This is a genomic window from Mesorhizobium sp. B2-1-3A (genome assembly GCF_006442655.1).
Classification (GTDB): Bacteria; Pseudomonadota; Alphaproteobacteria; order Rhizobiales; family Rhizobiaceae; genus Mesorhizobium.
In genome coordinates this window covers 221,471-240,304 of the sequence record NZ_VFWK01000005.1, presented here as the reverse complement: position 1 = coordinate 240,304, position 18,834 = coordinate 221,471, and the positions used below count along the sequence as shown (strand labels likewise).

Annotated in this window: 14 protein-coding genes; 7 read left to right on the top strand and 7 right to left on the bottom strand. The window is 66.0% G+C overall.

Features of this window, described 5'->3' with window-relative positions; translation table 11 throughout:
• Nucleotides 1–164 precede the first annotated feature (164 nt).
• Nucleotides 165–5,528 carry an autotransporter domain-containing protein gene (locus FJ977_RS21470; protein WP_181179999.1) on the top strand — a complete coding sequence of 1,788 codons (5,364 nt, stop codon included), beginning with the start codon at nucleotides 165–167 and terminating at the stop codon, nucleotides 5,526–5,528.
• 427 nt (nucleotides 5,529–5,955) lie between these two features.
• The gene (locus tag FJ977_RS21465; protein WP_140774199.1) at nucleotides 5,956–8,583 is read left to right on the top strand and encodes a DUF2235 domain-containing protein; all 2,628 of its coding nucleotides are present in this window, start codon (nucleotides 5,956–5,958) and stop codon (nucleotides 8,581–8,583) included.
• A gap of 12 nt (nucleotides 8,584–8,595) precedes the next feature.
• Here FJ977_RS21465 and FJ977_RS21460 read toward each other — a convergent pair whose 3' ends face one another.
• Complete coding sequence (locus FJ977_RS21460) at nucleotides 8,596–9,819, bottom strand: MFS transporter (protein WP_140774198.1); 1,224 nt, start codon at nucleotides 9,817–9,819, stop codon at nucleotides 8,596–8,598.
• A gap of 98 nt (nucleotides 9,820–9,917) precedes the next feature.
• On the opposite strand from FJ977_RS21460, the gene FJ977_RS21455 reads away from it, so the two are divergent.
• The 4 genes from FJ977_RS21455 (at nucleotide 9,918) to FJ977_RS21440 (ending at nucleotide 12,888) form a co-directional block, all read left to right on the top strand.
• Nucleotides 9,918–10,826, top strand: coding sequence for a LysR family transcriptional regulator (locus FJ977_RS21455; RefSeq protein ID WP_140774197.1), 909 nt, complete (start codon nucleotides 9,918–9,920; stop codon nucleotides 10,824–10,826).
• Between the two features lie 127 nt (nucleotides 10,827–10,953).
• Complete coding sequence (locus FJ977_RS21450; protein WP_181179998.1) at nucleotides 10,954–11,691, top strand: LuxR family transcriptional regulator; 738 nt, start codon at nucleotides 10,954–10,956, stop codon at nucleotides 11,689–11,691.
• A 434-nt stretch (nucleotides 11,692–12,125) separates the two neighbouring features.
• The gene (locus FJ977_RS21445) at nucleotides 12,126–12,350 is read left to right on the top strand and encodes a hypothetical protein (RefSeq protein ID WP_140774195.1); all 225 of its coding nucleotides are present in this window, start codon (nucleotides 12,126–12,128) and stop codon (nucleotides 12,348–12,350) included.
• A 190-nt stretch (nucleotides 12,351–12,540) separates the two neighbouring features.
• Entirely contained in the window at nucleotides 12,541–12,888 is a 348-nt protein-coding gene (locus FJ977_RS21440) for a hypothetical protein (protein WP_140774194.1), read from the top strand.
• Between the two features lie 160 nt (nucleotides 12,889–13,048).
• Here FJ977_RS21440 and FJ977_RS21435 read toward each other — a convergent pair whose 3' ends face one another.
• The 6 genes from FJ977_RS21435 to FJ977_RS21410 form a co-directional block, all read right to left on the bottom strand.
• Nucleotides 13,049–13,993: a threonine/serine dehydratase gene (locus FJ977_RS21435; protein ID WP_140774193.1), complete on the bottom strand. Its 945-nt coding sequence runs from the start codon at nucleotides 13,991–13,993 to the stop codon at nucleotides 13,049–13,051.
• Complete coding sequence (locus FJ977_RS21430) at nucleotides 13,990–15,006, bottom strand: succinylglutamate desuccinylase/aspartoacylase family protein (RefSeq protein ID WP_140774192.1); 1,017 nt, start codon at nucleotides 15,004–15,006, stop codon at nucleotides 13,990–13,992. Before FJ977_RS21430 ends, FJ977_RS21435 begins: the two co-directional genes overlap by 4 nt.
• Nucleotides 15,007–15,084: 78 nt before the next feature.
• Entirely contained in the window at nucleotides 15,085–15,873 is a 789-nt protein-coding gene (locus FJ977_RS21425) for a transporter substrate-binding domain-containing protein (protein ID WP_140774191.1), read from the bottom strand.
• A gap of 35 nt (nucleotides 15,874–15,908) precedes the next feature.
• Nucleotides 15,909–16,640: an amino acid ABC transporter ATP-binding protein gene (locus tag FJ977_RS21420; RefSeq protein ID WP_056570897.1), complete on the bottom strand. Its 732-nt coding sequence runs from the start codon at nucleotides 16,638–16,640 to the stop codon at nucleotides 15,909–15,911.
• The gene (locus FJ977_RS21415) at nucleotides 16,627–17,277 is read right to left on the bottom strand and encodes an amino acid ABC transporter permease (protein ID WP_140774190.1); all 651 of its coding nucleotides are present in this window, start codon (nucleotides 17,275–17,277) and stop codon (nucleotides 16,627–16,629) included. Before FJ977_RS21415 ends, FJ977_RS21420 begins: the two co-directional genes overlap by 14 nt.
• Nucleotides 17,274–17,945: an amino acid ABC transporter permease gene (locus FJ977_RS21410; RefSeq protein WP_140774189.1), complete on the bottom strand. Its 672-nt coding sequence runs from the start codon at nucleotides 17,943–17,945 to the stop codon at nucleotides 17,274–17,276. Before FJ977_RS21410 ends, FJ977_RS21415 begins: the two co-directional genes overlap by 4 nt.
• Before the next feature lie 122 nt (nucleotides 17,946–18,067).
• Here FJ977_RS21410 and FJ977_RS21405 point away from each other — a divergent pair, with 122 nt between their 5' ends.
• On the top strand, nucleotides 18,068–18,829 hold the full coding sequence (locus tag FJ977_RS21405) for an IclR family transcriptional regulator (protein ID WP_065005262.1): 762 nt from the start codon (nucleotides 18,068–18,070) through the stop codon (nucleotides 18,827–18,829).
• Nucleotides 18,830–18,834: the final 5 nt, after the last annotated feature.

The following is an 18,834-nucleotide window of genomic DNA, read 5'->3' as shown; positions in this document are numbered from 1 at the left end:
GCATCTGTCCCTAACTGCCGGTATCGACGATCGGCGCACGCCTCTAGCGTTTCGGAGGGCCACCGGCCGGTGTGCCCGAGGGGATGTGCGCGGGCCGAAGGCCGGTCCGCAGGCGATGGGGCAGGGGCGGAATGGACAATCAACCGATGGCAGGCCGTCGACCGATGGCAGGCCGGCGTGCCTCGCTTGCGCTGGGGCTGGCGGCGCTCCTGTTGTCCAGTTCGTCCCTGGCGCTGGGCGCGTCGCTGACCTGGAACGGGTCAAGCTCGGGCAACTGGTTCACATCAGGCAACTGGACGCCATCTTCGCTGCCGACCGCCAGCGACCAGCTCTCCATCAACAGCGCCGGCGTCAACACGGCGACCATCAGCTCCGCCGGAGCGGCCGCCCAGACCGTCACTATCGGCAGCTCGGCCGGCTCGAACGGCGCGCTCGTCGTCACCGGTGCCGGCGCATTATCGGTGGGCGGCAACTACCTCATCGTCGGTGACTTCGGCACCGGCGCGCTGACCGTGTCGGGCGGCGGCAAGATCACCAGCGCCGGCAGTGTCGTCGCCAACAATCCGTCCTCCTCGGGCACGGTCACCATCACCGGCGCCGGTTCGCAATGGACGAACACTTTCCTGTCGATCTCGGCCGATGCCGGCGCTATTGGCCGCGTCCGGGTCGAGGCCGGCGGCAAGCTTTTGTCCACCGGCAATGTCATGATCGGCGAAAGTTCCGCGCTCGCCGACGGCCAGCTGATCGTCACCGGCAGCGGTTCCGATTTCACCATGAATGGATCCATAGCCACCCAGTTCGTCATCGGCGCGACCGGCAAGGGCGATTTCCAGTTGCTCGACAACGCCACGGCAACGACCATCCGCACCTATGTCGGCGGCAATGTCGGCACGACCGGCACTGGCACCGCCACCGTCTCGGGCGGAGCCTCGTGGTCGACCGGCAATCTGGTTGTCGGCCAGACGGCGACCGGCACGCTGACCGTGTCCAATGGCGGCAAGCTCACCACCACCTACGCGGCCGGCTCCGACACAGCCGCCAGGATCTTCAACGGCACGGCGACCGTCACCGGCGCGGGCTCGCAGTGGAAGATCACGGGCGTCTACAACAACATACCGCTGGCGATGGGTTCGACCACCCAGACCTCCGAGCTCAATGTGCTTGCCGGCGGCACGGTGGTGATCGATTCCACCGCCGGCAGCTACCTCTCCGGCGATGCCCGCATCGCCAACGCGGCCAATTCCAAGGCGGCGATCAACATCGATGGCTCGGGTTCCAGCTTCACTACCCCCTATAGGCTCTATCTGGGCAACGCCGCCGATTCGACGGCCACGGTGACCGTGTCCCGAGGCGGCAACCTCAACACCGGCTACACCATCATCGCCAGCGCCAGCGATGCCACGGCAGCCACGTCCGACACGGTTACGGTGACGGGCGCGGGTTCGCTGTGGACGATCAGCGACACGCTCGGCGCTCCGGCCAACGCCTCGCAGGGACTGGTCGTGGGCGGTGCCGGCAAGGGCGTGCTGACCATCGCCGACGGCGGAGTGGTCAGGGTCAATGGCGGCACGGGTGGCGTGGGCATCGGCGGGATCGCCGGCTCCTCGGGCACCATCAACATCGGCGCGGCGGCCGCGAGCCCCGCGGCGGCGCCGGGCACGCTCGAGGCTTCGACGGCCATTTTCGTCAGCACCGCCGTTGCGCCTCAGGCGGTCAATTTCAACCATACGTCCAGCAATTACGTGTTCGCGCCGAAGCTCGACGGCAATGGGCCCGGCGCCGTCAACATCATATCAGGCACCACAATCTTCACCGCCGACAACACCTACACGCCGGTGACGACCATTTCCCCGGGCGCCGTGCTGCAACTCGGAAATGGTGGCACGACGGGCAGCATCACCGGCAATGTCACCAACAACGGCACGCTGATCATCGACCGCTCCAGCGATTTCGGCCTCGGCTATGCCGGCGTCATCTCCGGCAACGGCCAACTGATGAAGAACGGCACCGGCACGTCGACGCTGACCGGCGCCAACAGCTACGGCGGCGGCACCACGATCAACAGCGGACAACTGAACGTGGGCGGCATCTTCGGCAACGGCACGCTAACCGGAGATTATGTCAATCACAGCCGGCTGCTGTTCTATTCCAACGCCACGCCTACCTATTCCGGCGTCATCTCGGGTGAGGGCAGCTTCGAGAAGTCGGGCAACGGAACGCTGACGCTAAACACCGTGCAGACCTATACAGGTGGCACGAAGCTGACTTTCGGCAGCTTGATCCTGGGCGGCAACGACCGGCTGCTGACGACGGGCGCGATCATCGGCAGTGGCGGTGTGCTGGACCTAAACGGTTTCAACCAGACGGTCGGCGATCTCTCGGGTTATGGCCGGCTGGAGATCCGGACGGGCACGCTGACCGCAGGCGCGTCGGCCGACACGCTCTACCAAGGCCAGATCAACGGCACCGGCACCTTTGCCAAGCAAGGCAGCGGTGCGCTGACCATCAGCGGCAACAAGAATTTTTCCGGCGTCACCAACGTCAATGCCGGCACACTTCTGGTCAACGGCTCGATGGCCTCGAGCACTTTCCATGTCAATTCCGGCGGCACGCTCGGCGGCACCGGATCGCTGGGCGCCACCACCATCGCCAATGGCGGCACGCTTCTCGGTGTCGCCGGGCAAACGCTGACCATGGCCTCGCTCAGCCTCAACGACACCTCCAACCTCAACGTCTCGCTGGGCGCGGCCAGCACCACGCCGCTGTTCGATGTTACCGGCGCGCTGACGCTGGACGGCAAGCTGTCGGTGAGCGATGCCGGCGGCTTCGGCAACGGCACCTACCGCATCGCCAATTATGGCGGCGCCTTCACCAATAACGGCCTGGTGATCGGCAACGTGCCGCCGGGCTTCAACCCCGGCGACTGGTCGATCCAGAGCGGTGGCGGCGCGGTCAACCTTCTGGTGGCGACCGGCGCCGGCGAACAATATTGGGACGGCGCCAACATGACGCCCGGCGTTGTCGCCAACGGGCGTGGCGGCAGCGGCACCTGGGATTCCTCCAGCACCAACTGGACGAATGCGGCCGGCGACATCAACGCCGCCTGGGCAAGCCAGAAAGCGGTGTTCGCCGGCACGCCGGGCACAGTGACGGTGGTCGGTGCGCAGACCTTCACCGGCCTGCGGTTCGTCTCGCATCCGACAGACTGGACCTACACGCTCGCAGCCGGTGCGGGCGGCGCGCTGGTCTCCAATTCGGCGGCCACCGAAATCATCGTCGCCGCCGATCCGGGGGCCAGCGTCAACAACGCCATCGTCAATGTCGGCATCTCCGGCACGGGCGGCATCGTCAAGCTCGGCGACGGCTCACTTACGCTGGGCGTGGCCAACGCCTATCAGGGTGGCTCGACCATCAAGGAGGGCGAACTCGTTGCGGCGGCCAATGGCGCGCTCGGCACCGGCGGGGTTTCGGTGGCCGGCGCGCCGGCGGCAACGCTGAAGCCTGTTCTGCGCTTCGCCGGCCCGGTCAGCGCCGGCAGCCTGTCGATCTCGACGCAGAACGGTTCGGTCGTGTTCGACAACCAGTCGAGCGCCGGCACGTCCACGATCACCAACCAGGGTGACGGCAAGACGGTGTTCCTGGCCGGCAGCAGTGGCGGTTCGGCCGTCATCACCAACCAGGGCGGCGGCAGCACGGCGTTCCGCGGCGACAATGCGTCCAATGCGGCCAGGATCGTCAACCAGGCCGGCGGCAAGGTCGATCTCTCGACCTTCGACGCGGCGGGCCTGTGCAACTGCGTTTCGCTGGGCTCGGTGTCCGGTGGCGGCGACATCCTTCTCGGTGCGCATACGCTCAAAGTTGGCGCGCTCAATCTCGACGAGACGATTTCGGGCGTGATTTCCGATGGCGGTGCGCTGGCCAAGGGCAACTTCACCAAGGACGGCACCGGCAAGCTCATCCTGTCCGGCGCCAATACCTATCTCGGCACGACGACGGTCAATGCCGGTATCCTGCAGGTCGACGGCTCGCTGGGCTCGGCCGATCTTGTGGTGGCGAGCGGAGCCACGCTTGGCGGCAACGGCTCGATCGGAGGCGTGGCCGGCGGCACGGTGACCATCCAGGCCGGCGGCCATCATGCGCCCGGCGCCTCGATCGGCACGCAGACCATCAACGGGAATTACAAGCTGGCCGGCACGCTCGACATCGAGGTCGACACGGCCAGTGCCGACAAGGTCGTGGTGACGGGCACTGTCGACCTGACCGGCGGCACGCTTGCGCTGCATGAGCTGACCGGCACCGGCTGGCAGCCGAGCCAGTCCTACACGATCATCGACAATCAGGGCGCCGGCGCGGTGACCGGACAGTTCGCCGCGATCAGCCATGTCTACGCCTTCCTGACGCCCGACGTGATCTACACCGGCGGCGACGGCAACAACGTCGTGCTGACGCTGACCCGCAACGCGGTCGACTTCTCGTCCGTGGCCAAAACGCCGAACCAGAGCGCGGCGGCCGGCGGCATCGAGGCGCTCGGCGCCGGCAATCCGGTCTACAATGCCGTCGCCCCGCTTTCGGCCGACGGCGCACGCTTTGCCTTCGACCAGCTGTCGGGCGAGGTGCATGCGGCCGTGTCCGGCCTGCTGCTCGACGAAAGCCGGCTGCTGCGCGACGCCGCACTTGCGCGGACGGGGGCCGCAATCGCCAATCCCGGGGCGCGGGGCTTCTGGATGCAGGGCGCCGGTCTCGCGCGCTCGCTCGACAGCGACGGCAATGCCGCCGATGTCGACGCCAGCACCGGCGCCTTCTTTGCCGGTGTCGACGCGACGGTGGCCGACGGCTGGACGCTCGGTTTCCTCGGCGGCATCAGCGTCACCTCGCTCGACGTCGACGATCGCGCCTCCTCGGCCGAAATCACCAGCGTGCATCTGGCCGCCTATGGCGGCGGCATGGTCGACAGCGTGCAATTGAAGTTCGGCGCCGGCTACAGCCATCACGACATCGACACCACGCGCGATCCGGCCTTCTCCGGCTTCAGCGACCAGCTGAAGGCCAGCTACGGCGCCAGCACCGTGCAGGTGTTCGGCGAGGCATCGCGCGCCTTCGATGTCGGCGCGATGAAGGTCGAGCCTTTCGCGGGGCTCGCCTATGTCCACCTCTCGACCAACGGCTTTGGCGAAGAGGGCGGCGCGGCGGCCCTTGCTTCCGAGGGCATAGATAACGACGCCACCTTCACCACGCTCGGCGCGCGGCTGTCGCGGACGTTCACGGTCGGCGGCTCGGCGCTCGAAGCGCGTGCCTCGCTCGGCTGGCGGCATGCCTTCGCCGACCTGCCGGCGGCGCGGTTGTCCTTCGCCGGCGGGGACGCCTTCACGGTGACCGGCGTGCCGATCGCGAGGGACGCGCTGGCGCTGCAGGCCGGCATCGACGTCGCCATCGGCCAGGCGAGCCGGCTCGGCTTCACCTATGACGGCCAGTTCGCCTCCGGGGCCATGGAGAATGCCTTCAAGGCAAGCTTCTCGACGCGGTTCTGAAGAAAGATATTGCCCTGTTATGGCGAGGGGCGCCGTTTGCTTGGGGAAACCCGGAAATTCGTGCCTAGAGGCCGTCCAGAAAGATCCTGTCAGGTTCTATTCCAGTCGATTTCCCGCTCAACGAAGTCAAAGCGGCGATTTTACTGCCTCAACTTGCACGCCGCCCGTGGTTGTTGGATAGTGACGCCAACGAACTGGGGGTTCGAGTGAAAACCAGGCGATCGCCAGGAGACTTCTGGCCCTGGCTGCCTCATTCCCGGATCCGGCGCGCAGGCGCTGCATGTCCATTGCCCTTCGCAGGACAGGATAAGGGGCGAGCTTTGCGCAGGCTGGATATCAGCGGCGCGGTCGATTGACAGCCTGAAGCCGGCAGCGCGGCGATCGAACAGGAGTAGCACAGCAGTGTAGGTCTTGGAGGGGGCAGGAGATGGGCAGGAACATCGTCGTCTTCGCCGACGGCACCGGCAACAGCGCCGCCAAGGCGTTCAAGACCAATGTCTGGCGCCTCTACCAGGCGCTGGACCTCACCGGGGGCGACCAGATCGCCGTGTTCAGCGACGGCGTCGGCACCTCGCAGTTCAAGCCGTTCGAGATCATCGGCCTGGCGCTCGGCTTCGGCGTCAAGCGCCGCGTGCTGGCGCTCTACAAGTTCCTCTGTCTCAACTATGAGCCGGGCGACAGGATCTTCGCCTTCGGCTTCAGCCGCGGCGCCTTCACCATTCGCGTGCTGGTCGGGATGATTGCCCGCGAAGGGCTGGTCAACTTCAAGTCGGAAGAGGAACTCGACCGCAACGCGCTCGCCACCTATCGGGCATACCGCCCCCAGGCCTTCGGTTCCTCGCTGCCCTGGGTCGTGTTCGCCCGCTTCGTGCGCGACAGGGCGGTCGACCTTTGGAATGAGATCACGGGGAGCCGCCCCTACAGCGAGGTCAAACCCGGGGATGACGATGACCGGTCCGCCGCCAGGATCCGCGTCGCCTTCATTGGTGTATGGGACACCGTCTCCGCCTATGGCCTGCCGGTCGACGAGTTGACCAAGGCGGTGGACAAATGGGTCTGGCCAATGACATTCGCCAACAGGGACCTTCTCGGTGCCGTCGATTGTGCCCGGCAGGCCTTCAGCATCGACGACGAACGGCGGACATTCTTTCCGATTCCCTGGAATGAACGCGCCGCCGCAATGGCCGATCCACGCCTGCTGCAGGTCTGGTTCGCCGGCTGCCATGCCAATGTCGGCGGCGGCTACCCGGACGACAGGCTTGCCCACATACCCCTGTGCTGGATGATCGGCGAAGCCGCGGAGCAGGGGCTGCAATTCAAGAAGGACCTGGTCGCCGACTATTGGGACTACGCGTCCGAGGCGGGGCGCATCTACGATTCGCGATCCGGCATCAGCGTCTTTTACCGCTACCATCCGCGCGACGCCCAGGATCTGATGGAGCGCGACGGCCGGCGCATCAATCATGGCGTAAAGCCGCTGGTCGATGCGAGCGTCATAATCCGGATGGCCAAGGGATGCGACGACTACGCGCCGATCGCGCTGCCCGAACATATCGACGTTCTGTCGCCGCTCGGCGCACGGATACCTTTTACCGGCCTGCCGGACAATCGCCTGGCGCCGATGAGCGAGGCCGCCCCGATCGACAAATTGCCGCTCCCGGCCGGACGCAAGCGCGATCTGGCCGACATGGAAAACAACTTCCGCGAAGCGCTGGGCAAGCTTCAGGAGAACGACATCGGCGAGGCGTCGGCGTCTGGCGAAAAGACCGCCGGCGGCCGCGGTCATTCGCAGGGTCGCCTGGAACGCGCGCAGCTGATGCGCGACACCGTGTGGTGGCGCCGTGGGCTGTACTATGCGCTGTTGTCGATCGGGGTCCTGTTCCTGGCGTTTCCGCTGTTTGCCGGCTACGTCACGCTCGATGTCGGCGGTGAACTCGGGAAGTCCGCCTCCGGCCTCATCGGGCCGATCTTTGGCCTGGTCAGCGGCTTGCTGCCCGGCTTTGCCGCGCCATGGATCGATGCGGTGGTCAATCATCCGCCGGCGGCCGCGATCCTGGCCGCGCTGCTTGGCATTCTCCTTTGGGTCAACGGCGTGTTGCGCACGCGTATCAACGACCGTGCGCGGGCCGCCTGGAATGTCAATGCCGGGCGCAGCGCGACAATGTTGCAATCAAGCAGGAATGACGCGCATCGCCGCACGTCGCTGTTGGGAGCGGTCAGCTTCGGCATCGGTGCCTTGGCCGTGTGGCTTGGCGGAAATTACTACACCGGCTGGGTCTTCGCCGCAGGGGCGCTCGGCTCGTTCTCAGCCTATCTCCTGCTGACCCGCAGGGGGCCGCGCCGCGGGGTCGCGCCGACCCCTGTCTCGCTCCGCTTCGCCCGCGCCGTGCGGACGAACCCGCTCGCCCAATGGGTTTACGACAAGCTGAGGGAACTTGTGCTGCCGGCGGTATTTCTTATCCTGTCGATCGGCCTCATCCTGTTTGCCGTCAACAAGGCCACATTCGAGGTCGCCGATTCGATGGGCGCCTTCTGCGCCAAACCCGGGCTTGGCGACCCGCCGGAAGGCGAAAGGCTGACGGGGACACCCTATCTCCTCCACACCGCCGACATGTGCGGCGACACCGGCAACTGGCTACAGGAAGGGGTTCGCTACGAGGTGGAGATGTCCATCATTGCCGGGGACCCATGGATCGACGGAGACGGGAACAAGGACAAAGCCTGTGCCGATACACGTGGCGTCGCCAGCGGCAGCGTCGCGCATTATCTGGGAACGCTGATGAAACGCTGGTGGGCGGAGCCCTATTTCAAGCCCATCGCCCGCGTCAGCCGCTTCGGCAATGACGAGTATGTCCTCAATGCCGTCGAGCCGGTGATCCCCGGCCAATGCGCGAACATGAAGCTGACCGCCGAGATCAAGCCCAAGGCATCGGGTGAGCTCTATGTCTATGTCAACGATGCCGTGTTCGGCCTGCCTTGGGTCTACGACTTCTTCTACCGTCACAACCACGGATCGGCCGAGGTGAAGGTCCGCAAGGTGAACGTGTTTCCCTGAGCCGGCTGGCCGTCACTGCGGCCCGCCGATCCAGTCGACCAGCAGGGCAGCAAGGCCGAACGTCGTGCCGATGGCACAGACACAGGGCCATCCGCCCCAGCTCCAGGCCATGCCGGCCAGCAACGAGCCGATGGCGCCGCCAAGGAAGAAAATGCCGACGAACAGGCCGTTGAGGCGGCCGCGCGCCCTGGGCTGCAACAGGTTGATGGCGCGGCGGCCGAGCGTCTGGTCGCCGGTGACGCCGATATCGAGCAGCACGGCGCTGGCGCCCAGCAACGCCAAGGCTTGCCATGAAGCTCCGGACCGGGAGGAGCCGGCCCAGGCGGCGAGCGCCATCGCGCCGATCAGCACGAGATGGCAGACGATGGTGGCGGATCGGGTCCAGCCATGGTCGCCGGCGCGGCCGAACAGCGGCGTGACAACGGCACCGCCGGCGCCGACCAATGCGAAGAGCGCGATGCCGCGCTGGCCGAGGCCGAAGGGCGGCTCTGCCAGGCGCAAGGCAACCGCCGTCCAGAACAGGCTGAACGCCGCCATCACCAGGGCCGCCGTCAACGCGCGGCGCCGCAGCATCGGCTCGTCGCGCAGCAGGTCGAACAGTGAGGCGATCAGCGCGCCGTAGGAGGACTTCGCCTCCGGGCGCCGGCGCGGCAAGGTGAAGGCGAGCACGCAGGCGAGCAGGACCAGAGCGGCGGCGCTGAGGCCGTAGAAGGCTCGCCAGCCCCAGGCGCCGGCGACAAGGCTCGCCAGCGGCCGCGCGAGCAGGATGCCGATCATCAACCCGCCCATCACATCGCCGATGACGCGGCCGGCCGCGCCGGGCGGCGCCATCGAGGCGGCGATCGGCACCAGGATCTGGATCGCCGAACAGGCGGCGCCGAGGACGAACAGGACGAGCAGCAGCGAGGCGATGGTGGGCGCGAAGGCGGCGACGCCAGCCGCCAGGGCGGCCGCCACGAGCATGCGCAGGATCAGGGCGCGGTTCTCGGCGAGATCGGCCAGCGGCACCAGGAAGAACAGGCCGGCGGCATAGCCGAGCAGGGTGGCCATGGCGACGAGACCGACGCTCGCGGCACTGGCGCCGAGCGACGGGCCGATCAGCCCGACCAGCGTCTGCGGCGCGAACAGATTGGTGACGATGATGCCGGTAGAGGCGGCAAAAAGCAGCGTCTGCGGACCGGTGATGGTGCCGGCGGGCAGCCGCTCGCACAATTGGCCGTCATTGGTGTCGAGCATAAGGCCCTCAATAAGGTTGCATATCGGGCGACGACTTTATGCCGAAGAATTATCATGCTACAATTCAATCAATTCGATAATGATTATGCGAGATACGCATGAATATCCATGATCTCGAAGCCTTCATCGCCGTCGTGGAAACCGGCTCGATCGTCGGTGCCTCGGCCAGGCTCAACCTCACCCAGCCGGGTGTCACGCGCCGCATCCAGAACCTCGAGGACGGGCTGGCGACGGCGCTGCTCGACCGCCAGTCGAAGCCGCTGAAGCCGACCGCCTCGGGGCGCCAGGCCTATGAGCATGGAAGGCGCGTGCTGCGTTCGCTTGAAGATCTCAAGGCCGGCGTGTCACCGCAGGGCGAATTGAACGGCGAGTTCCGGCTGGGGATCATGCCCTACCTGTCGGATGCGGCGCTTGCGCTGCCGCTCGACCGGCTGCGAGCGGCGTTTCCGGACCTCACCTTGCGCATTACGTCCGGCTGGTCGCCACGGCTGGTGGAGCAGGCGGTGCGCAGCGAACTCGACGCGGTCGCGGTCTGTCTTCCCGATGGCGTCAAGCCGCCGGACGAGCTGGTCTGTGACGATCTCGGCCTACAGTCGGTGCTGCTGGTCGCCGCACCTGGTCTCGGCGTGCCGAAGCCCGTCGATCTCGCCACTCTCTCGCGCTTTCCCTGGGTGATGAACGAGAATGGCTGCGGCTTCCGCGCCTTCATTCGCCACACGCTGGAGGCGGCACGGCTGCCTTTCCAGGTCGGGGTCGAGGCGATGAGCGCGGATCTGCGCATGTCGCTGGTCGCGCGCGGCCATGGCATCGGCCTCGTCACCCCGGCAGCCTTCGCCGACAGCCCGTGGCGCGACAAGGTCGAGATCATCGACTGCACCGATTTCAAACCGCGGGTGCGGGCGTGGATGCTGCATCGCCCGCCAGCCGGCCGGCTCGGCCGCCCGATCGCGCTGTTTCGCGACGCATTGCTGGAGGGGTTGGAGGCGCCGGTGAAGTTGCTGGCGTGATTGGCGTTGGGCTGTTTCGGCTGGGCGGGTGACGCGGAAGCGCCAATTCGATCCGGGGCTCGGCGGCGAGGGCTCAATTCGATGAAAACGCCTTGTGCGCTGGCATGGGATCGCGGAGATTTGCCGCGTGGCTTGGGGGCAGCATATGCGGACGGCGGCAGGGCAGGACTTTCTCGAATTTTGCGCAGCGGAAGGCGACGTCGGCAAAGTCATCGAGCGCTTCATCGAGGCGATCGGCGTTTTCGGCTTCACCGCCTCGGCGGGAGGCGCCTGGGCGGGTGCCGGAGGTTCGCGATCCTATCGCTTCTATTTCAACAATTGGCCAAAGGACTGGTTCGATTCCTACATGGCGAACGGGTTCATGGAGGTCGACCCCATGATCCTCGAGGCGCGCCGCCGCATGACACCGTTCCTGTGGACCGAAATGGTGGATGCACGAAGTTTTACCGTCGAGGGGGCCGCGGTCACCGCCGGGGCGAAAGCCTATGGTTGGGCCGAGGTCATGGGCATACCGATCCACGGGCCTTCCAGCTACCAGGGGCTGGTCTCGGTCGCCTCCCTGAAGCCGGTGACGATGAATGCGGCGGAGAGAGCCATCATACGCTCAATGGCGCTCGCGGTGCATGACAAGGCCTATGAAGCCGTGGGGTTTGGTCTCACCAATCGCTCACCGATCCTGCTGACACCCAGGGAGGCGGATTGCATGCGCTGGGTCGCGGCGGGCAAGACGGATGCGGAAATCGCCATCATCCTGGGCATCGCGCCCGCCACGGTTCACTACCATATCGAGAACGTGAAGAAGAAGGCAGGCACGCGCAGCCGCAGCGAAGCCGTGGCGCTGCTGGTGTTGGCCGGATCCGTTTAGCGATGCGATTCAAGCCTTTGTTCTAGTTCATTTCTATCCCAGTGCGCGACCTGCCGTGGGGGCGGTGGCTGCGTTTGCGCGCGACATGCTTTCCACCTCCGCTTTTCAGCTAGGATGCGCCCGCGTCCGAACTGCCTTAGTCATTCCCGCATCAGGACATTAACCGCAGGGATCCCTGCGTTGGCGGGAAGTGGGGCGGTCGTCGATGGACGGAAGCAGGACTGTTTTTGTCTGTCGCACGCAGCGGCGGGCGGTTGGAGCATGGACGCCAATCCCCTTCGCCGCGGCAGCAGCGAGCACGCCAGGATCGCAGGCCGCCAGCATGACCATCCGTGACGATGCCGGCATGCGGGCCATGAAAGCGCGCCGCTCCAGGAACCATCCATAACCAACCCTGCACTGGGGGATCCAGTGTTCTTGTCGGGAGCCTTGTAATGAAAATCTTCTATGCCGTGATGATAGCCGCGGTCGCTCTTGTGAGCTCAAACGAAGCGTTCGCCCGCTACACCACCACGCAGGGCCCTTGCGCGGCCGATGCCAATCGCTTCTGCGGTGGCGGCGTGATCACGACGGGCGCCGCGCCCAAGTGCCTGACCGACCACAAGGACGCGCTGTCGGCGTCCTGCAAGGCGCGCCTGTTCAAGCACAAGAAAAAGTAACGGGCGAGGCTAACGGCGGGTAGCGGAATGTGCGCCTCAGGTGAGGGCCGGGCGACTGCTTCATGGACGGTTCGCCTGGCCTCGATACCACCAATGGGCGCATATGGCACCGACCCCGGGCGGGGGTCGGTGCTCTTTTGCCGGCGCGGCGCCTTGACAGATGCAACGCTATTGTGAGCCGGAGGTTACCTTGACTTCGCTTTTGACAAGGTTGTGCTGTTCCGTCACCGCTCTTGCCGGCATGGCCGCGATCGCGATGTCCGTCCCTTGCGCCCTTGCCCAATCCGCGCCGGCACCGGTCGGCATATGGGACAGCGATGCGGGCGAGACGATGGTTGTCGGGCAAACGTGCAAGATAGAGGCCAATGGCATGGTTGGCGCGATCGGATCATGCAGTTGGAACCCATCGTCGGATGGCGGCATCCTGACCATAATGAACGTCAACGCCTACCAGCCGGCACCGGTCTATTTCAGCATCGTGTGGATCGACGAGTCGGCCTTCTCGATCTCAGGAGATGTCTTCCACCGCAGGCAATGAGTCACTACCCGATGCCATTGCACCGAGGCTCCTTCACTTCATCGATCAGTTCGGATGGGCTGCCGCGGTAGCAAGAGGTCTTTCGAAGGCAGGATCCGAATCCAATCAATCGGTTGGCCGCTATCGTTGAGACCATGATTCAAGCGCAACTCCGCCGCCATCATCCCAGAATGGCATCCGGGCCGGCGCCGCAGACGATGGCGCAAACGCGCTCGCCCTGCTTCAGCCGCACCCGGCTCTCGGCCAGTGCTGCGATGGCGGCGGCGCCGCTGAGGTCGGCGGCGAGGCCCATCTCGAACCACAGGCTTCTGGCGGCGCGCAGCATCTCGTCGTCGTCGACCAGCACGATCTCGTCGACCTTGTCGCGGACAATATCGAAGATGCGGTCGTCGGTCTTGGCGCAGGCCATGGTCGCCACCGAGGTCGTCACCTTGTCCAGCGCCACGTTGCTTCCGGCTTCGAGCGCGCGCAGCAGCACCGGCGAGCCTGTGGCCTCGATGCCGACGACGCGCACATGCGGCGCCAGCGCCTTGATCGCGGTCGCGACGCCGCTGACCAAGCCGCCGCCGCCCATGGCGACCAACACTGTCGTCACATCCGGCATCTGGTCGAGGATTTCGAGGCCGACCGTGCCTTGCCCGGCGACCACGGCCGGGTCGGCGAAGGGGTGGAAATAGACAGCGCCGGTTTCGCGGACGAAGGCTTGCGCGGCCTCGTTGGATTCGTGCCAGGCCGAGCCGACGATGTGGGTGGCCGCGCCCCAGGCGCGCAGCTTCTCGATCTTGGCCGGCGAGGCGTTGGTCGGCAGGAAGATTGTTGTCGGCACGCCGGCCATGAAGCCCGCGCGGGCGGTGGCTATGCCATGGTTGCCACCCGACGCGGTGACGATGCCGTGCTCCAGCGCGGCGGGGTCGAGCGAGAGCAGCCTGTTGGTGGCGCCGCGCGCCTTGAACGATCCGGTGACCTGCAGCAGTTCCAGCTTCAGCGTCAGGTCGACGCCGCCGGCCAGCGGCGTCTTGAGGTTGCCGGCGGCGATCATCGGCGTGCGCCTGACATTGCCTTCGATGCGCGTGGCAGCGGTGCGGATGTCTTCCAGCGCGATCACGCCAGCGCTCCTTCAAAGCGCGTGGCGACGGTGACGCAGCAATTGCCGACAACGACACGGCCGGGCTGGCGGCGGCCATAGACGATGCCGTCCGAGAGGTAGCGCACGGTCTCGGGCGCGCGGCCGGGGTCGGCCAGATTGTGGATGCGGCCGGCGTCTTCGCCGGCATGCACCTCGGCGCCCAGCGCGTGGAACGGTTCGAACACGCCATTGGTGGTGGCCAGCACATAGCCGTCATGGCCGGGAATGCGCAGGATTTTTTCCGGCCTCGCGGCAGGCGGCCTGCCTGTCGGCGGCAGTACGCCGAGGTGGCTCAGCACATTGCGCACGCCCTTGCGGCAGATGCCGAGCGCGTCGAGCGAGACCGTGCCGGCGCCGGCCATCTCGGTGCCGACCGTGGTCAGCCCGGCCCGCACCGACGTGGCCGTGGAGGTGCGCGGCTCGCCGAGATTGTCGATGACGACGGTGAGCGGAGCATCGAAGGCGAGCACCGCTTCCATGTTGCGTTTGCGGTGGGCGGCGTCGGGCGCCGGCTCGATGATGGCGCTGGGCAGGATGTTGAGCGAGGAACCGCCGGAGTGAAGATCCACATAGGCATGCCCAAGCGGCATGACGACGTCGCTGACATAGGCCGAGATCTGCTGGGTGATGGTGCCGGTCGGGTCGCCCGGGAATGTGCGGTTGAGGTTCAGCCCGTCGACAGGCGAGGTGCGGCGGCCGGCCAGCACGGCCGGCAGGTTGATCGCAGGCAGGAAGATGATGCGGCCGCTGACCATGCCCGGGTCCAGATCGCGGATGAGTTCGCCGAGCGTGATCGGCCCCTCATACTCGTCGCCATGGTTGCCGGCCTGCAGGATGACGGTCGGCCCGTTGCCGTTTCGGATCACCGCGAGCGGAATGCGGGTCGCGCCCCAGGCGTCGTCATGCGGCGAATGCGGAATGTCGACGAAGCCGATCTGCTTGCCGGAACGGTCGAAATCGATGGTGGTGCGGGCGGTGGACATGCGGGCCATGTTTCTCTTTGAAACTCTGTGGGGATGAGGTGGCGAGGAGAGGCGGCGAGGGCGGAAAGGCCCCCGCCGCCAAAAAGGTCAGATCGGCGGCAGGGTCGGCAGCGTGGTGCCGATCCACTTCTGCGACAGCGCCGAAAGCGAGCCGTCGAGCATGCCGAGATGAATGTAGGTGTCGAGCCAGCGCAGCAGTTCCGGGCTGCCCTGCTGGATGCCGATGTAGCAGGGCGAGAATTGCAGGATGAATTTGGGCTTCAGCTGCACCTTGGCGTCCTTGTCCATCAAATCCTTGGCCACGACATCGGCGGTGGCCAGCAGTTGCGCCTGACCGGAGGTGAAAGCGGCCGCGGCGGTGGCGTCGTCGTCGAAGCGCACGATCTTGGCGTTGGGCGCGGCCTTGGTCAGTTCGAGGTCCTGCGTCGTGCCTCGCGCCACGGCGATGGTCTCGTCCTTGAGTTCGGCCGGGCTCTTCACCGTGATGCTGTCGGGGCCGAAGACGCCGATCGAAAGCGCCGCATAGGGCGAGGTGAAGGCGATCTGTAGCGCGCGTTCCGGCGTCGCGCCCATGGCGGCGATGACGATGTCGAGGCGGTCGGTGACCAGATAGGGCACGCGGTTGGCGCCGGTGATCTGCTGCAGTTCGAGCTTGACGCCCAGCGCCTCGGCGATCTTCTTGGCCATGTCGACATCGAGGCCGAGCGGCTCGTTCTTGGCGTCGACCGAACCGAAGGGCGGCACGTCGATCGGCACGCCGATGCGTACCGTGCCGGCGGACAGGATTTTCTGCAGGTCGGCCGCTCGCGCCGGCATTGCCGAGACGGCGCCGGCCAGGAGCACGGCTGTGACGATCCTGGTGAGATGCTTGAACATGGAACTTCCCCTTTTTCTGGTTGGACTTTCTTTTCTTAGTGAAGGACGGCGCTCAGGAAGCTCCTGAGTTCGGCCGTACGAGGCTCGAGCAAGGTCTCACGCGCTGGCCCATCCTCGTGGATGCGGCCCTCGTGCATGAAGATCACGCGGTCGGCGACGTTCTTGGCAAAGTTCATCTCATGGGTGACGAGCATCATGGTCATGCCTTCGCTGGCGACGCTTTCGAGCACGCGCAGCACTTCGCCGACCAGTTCGGGGTCGAGCGCGGAGGTGATCTCGTCGAACAGCATCAGGGTCGGCTGCATGGCCAGCGAGCGCGCGATGGCGACGCGCTGCTGCTGGCCGCCGGACAACTCGTCGGGATAGGCAAGCAGCTTGTCGGCGAGGCCGACCTTGGCGACCACGGCGCGGGCGACTTCGCGGGCGGCCGGCGTGTCGAGCTTGCGCACCAGCTTCAGCGCCAGCGTGACATTGCGCTCGACATTGAGATGCGGGAACAGATTGTAGCTCTGGAACACCATGCCTGCGCGCTGGCGCAGAAGGTTGAGGTCAGCCCTGGGCGCGGTGACGTCGATGCCGTCGACGACGATGCGGCCGGCTTGCACCTTCTCCAGCCCGTTGATGCAGCGAAGCATGGTCGACTTGCCCGAGCCCGAGCGGCCGATGACGGCGACGATCTCGCCTTTTTCCACGTTGAGCGAGATGCCCTTCAGCACCTCGACGGCGCCGAAGCGCTTGCGGATATCGGCGATTTCAACGAGCGACATGAAGTCTCCTTTCCAGCATGCGGGCGAGCTGGGAGAGGGAAAAGCAGATAACGAAATAGATGGCGGCGGCGGTGAGGTAGACCGGCAGCGGGGCGAAGGTCGCGCCGCTAATGATCTGGCTGGCGCGGGTCAGTTCGACGAAGCCGATCAGCGCGGTGAGCGAGGTGTTCTTCACGAGCTGGACGAGGAAGCCGACGGTCGGCGCGACGGAGATGCGGATCGCCTGCGGCAGCACGACATGGCCGAGGCGCTGCACGTAGGTGAGGCCGAGCGCGGCACCCGCCTCCCATTGCCGCTGCGACACCGATTGCAGGCTGCCGCGCCAGATCTCGCCGAAGAAGGCCGAAGCGTAGATCGACAGGGAAAGTGCCGCCGCCGTCCAGGCGTCGACCGAGAGGCCGATCAGCGGCAGGCCGAAGAAGAAGACAAAGAGCTGGCCGAGCAGCGGCGTGCCCTGGATCAGGTTGATCCAGGCGATGGCCAGCCAGTTGAGCGGTCTGAACGGGATGACCCGCAGGACGGCGACGACGATGCCGAGCAGCCCGCCGCCCACCGTGGCGGTGAGCGCCAGCAGCAGCGTCCAGCGCGCGGCCTCGATCAGGTAGACGATATCGGTGCCGCCAAATTCGCGGATCATCGGCGCGGCCTCCTGACGAAGACCATCCAGTAGACGCCGGCGAAGAAGGCTCGGAAGCCCAGCGTCAGCACGAGATAGGAAACGGTGATCAGCGTGTAGGTCTCGAAGGAGCGGTAGGTGCGCGAGTCGATGAAGGCGGCCTGGTGGAACAGCTCGGTGGCGCCGATGGAGGAGACGACGCTGGTGGTCAGCATGATCAGCACGAACTGGCTGGCCAGCGCCGGGTAGATGGTCTTGACCGCCTGGAACAGCACGACATGGCGGAAGGTCTGGCCGGCGGTGAGGCCGAGCGAGCGGCCGGCCTCGACCTGGCTCTGGCGCACCGACTGGAAACCGGCGCGCAGGATTTCCGCGCCATAGGCGCCCATGTTGATCGAAAGCGCGATCAGCGCGGCCGTGTTGGCGCCAAGCTTGATGCCGATCGAAGGCAGGCCGAAGAAGACGATGAACAGCTGCACCAGCAGCGGCGTGTTGCGCAGCGCCTCGACATAGACGCGGGCGCAGGCGCGCAGCGGCATCAGCGGGCTGATCGAGGCCATGGCGACGATCAAGCCGATGGCAAGGCCGCAGAGCATGGTGACGACCGAGAACTGCAAGGTCAGCAGCACGCCTTGCACGATCTCGGGGATATAGCGCAGCAGGACATCAAATTTGAAATTATAGCTCATGGATGCAGAGCGTCCCCCTATGCAACTCCAGACAGATCGCTATTTTCCGCTCGGATTTGCTGGACACCACGCTATCGTCGCTTCATATGTGACGTCAAGCGTCATCTATGAAGCGGATGCAAATGACGGACGACAAGCTCAATTACAGCGCGCCGGCCCTCGAAAAGGGGCTGGATATCCTCGAATTGCTGGCCAATGCCGGCCAGCCCATGGGCACGCGCCAGATCGCCGAGGAACTGGGGCGATCGAAGAACGAGATCTTCCGCATGGTCCATGTGCTGCTTGCGCGCGGCTACCTCCAGCGCGACGAGGGCGGCGAGGGGCTGATGCTGTCGAACAAGCTGTTCGGGCTGGGCATGCAGACGGCGCGCGCCCGCGACCTGGTCAGCACGGCGGCCCCCATCGTCGAGCGCTTCGCCGAGGAAGTGCACCAGGCGGCGCACCTGGTCGTCGCGCATCGCGGCGAAACCGTTATCATCGCGGCCGCGTCGGGCGGGGCGGACATGAACTTCTCGCTCAAGCTCGGCTATCGCCGGCCGCTGGCGGATGCCCATTCCGGGCTGGTGCTGATGGCGTTTCAGCCCAAGCCGGTGCGTGACCGGATGATCGCCGAATGCCTGATGCTGATGCGCGAGCCGCCGGACCCGACGACGCTCGCCGCCGAACTCGACGCGGTGCGCGAGCGCGGCGCCATCATCCATGAGAGCCGCGACATCATCGGCGTGACCGACGTCGTCTGTCCGATCATCGCCGGCGACGGGCGCGCCGTGGCCTGCGTGACGGTGGCGGCGGTCAGCCGGCGCAGTGCCGCGCCCAATTTCGAGGCCATGCTGGCGCGGCTGAAGCTCGCTTGCGCCGAGATCGCGCATGAGCTTGGAGGGTAGCTGGC

Coding starts and splice junctions, on each gene's coding strand:
- FJ977_RS21430 (WP_140774192.1), bottom strand. CDS start 15,006: ATGGCCCGCATGTCCACCGCCCGCACCACCATCGATTTCGACCGTTCC.
- FJ977_RS21465 (WP_140774199.1), top strand. CDS start 5,956: ATGGGCAGGAACATCGTCGTCTTCGCCGACGGCACCGGCAACAGCGCC.
- FJ977_RS21410 (WP_140774189.1), bottom strand. CDS start 17,945: ATGAGCTATAATTTCAAATTTGATGTCCTGCTGCGCTATATCCCCGAG.
- FJ977_RS21425 (WP_140774191.1), bottom strand. CDS start 15,873: ATGTTCAAGCATCTCACCAGGATCGTCACAGCCGTGCTCCTGGCCGGC.
- FJ977_RS21470 (WP_181179999.1), top strand. CDS start 165: ATGGCAGGCCGGCGTGCCTCGCTTGCGCTGGGGCTGGCGGCGCTCCTG.
- FJ977_RS21405 (WP_065005262.1), top strand. CDS start 18,068: ATGACGGACGACAAGCTCAATTACAGCGCGCCGGCCCTCGAAAAGGGG.
- FJ977_RS21460 (WP_140774198.1), bottom strand. CDS start 9,819: ATGCTCGACACCAATGACGGCCAATTGTGCGAGCGGCTGCCCGCCGGC.
- FJ977_RS21445 (WP_140774195.1), top strand. CDS start 12,126: ATGAAAATCTTCTATGCCGTGATGATAGCCGCGGTCGCTCTTGTGAGC.
- FJ977_RS21420 (WP_056570897.1), bottom strand. CDS start 16,640: ATGTCGCTCGTTGAAATCGCCGATATCCGCAAGCGCTTCGGCGCCGTC.
- FJ977_RS21455 (WP_140774197.1), top strand. CDS start 9,918: ATGAATATCCATGATCTCGAAGCCTTCATCGCCGTCGTGGAAACCGGC.
- FJ977_RS21415 (WP_140774190.1), bottom strand. CDS start 17,277: ATGATCCGCGAATTTGGCGGCACCGATATCGTCTACCTGATCGAGGCC.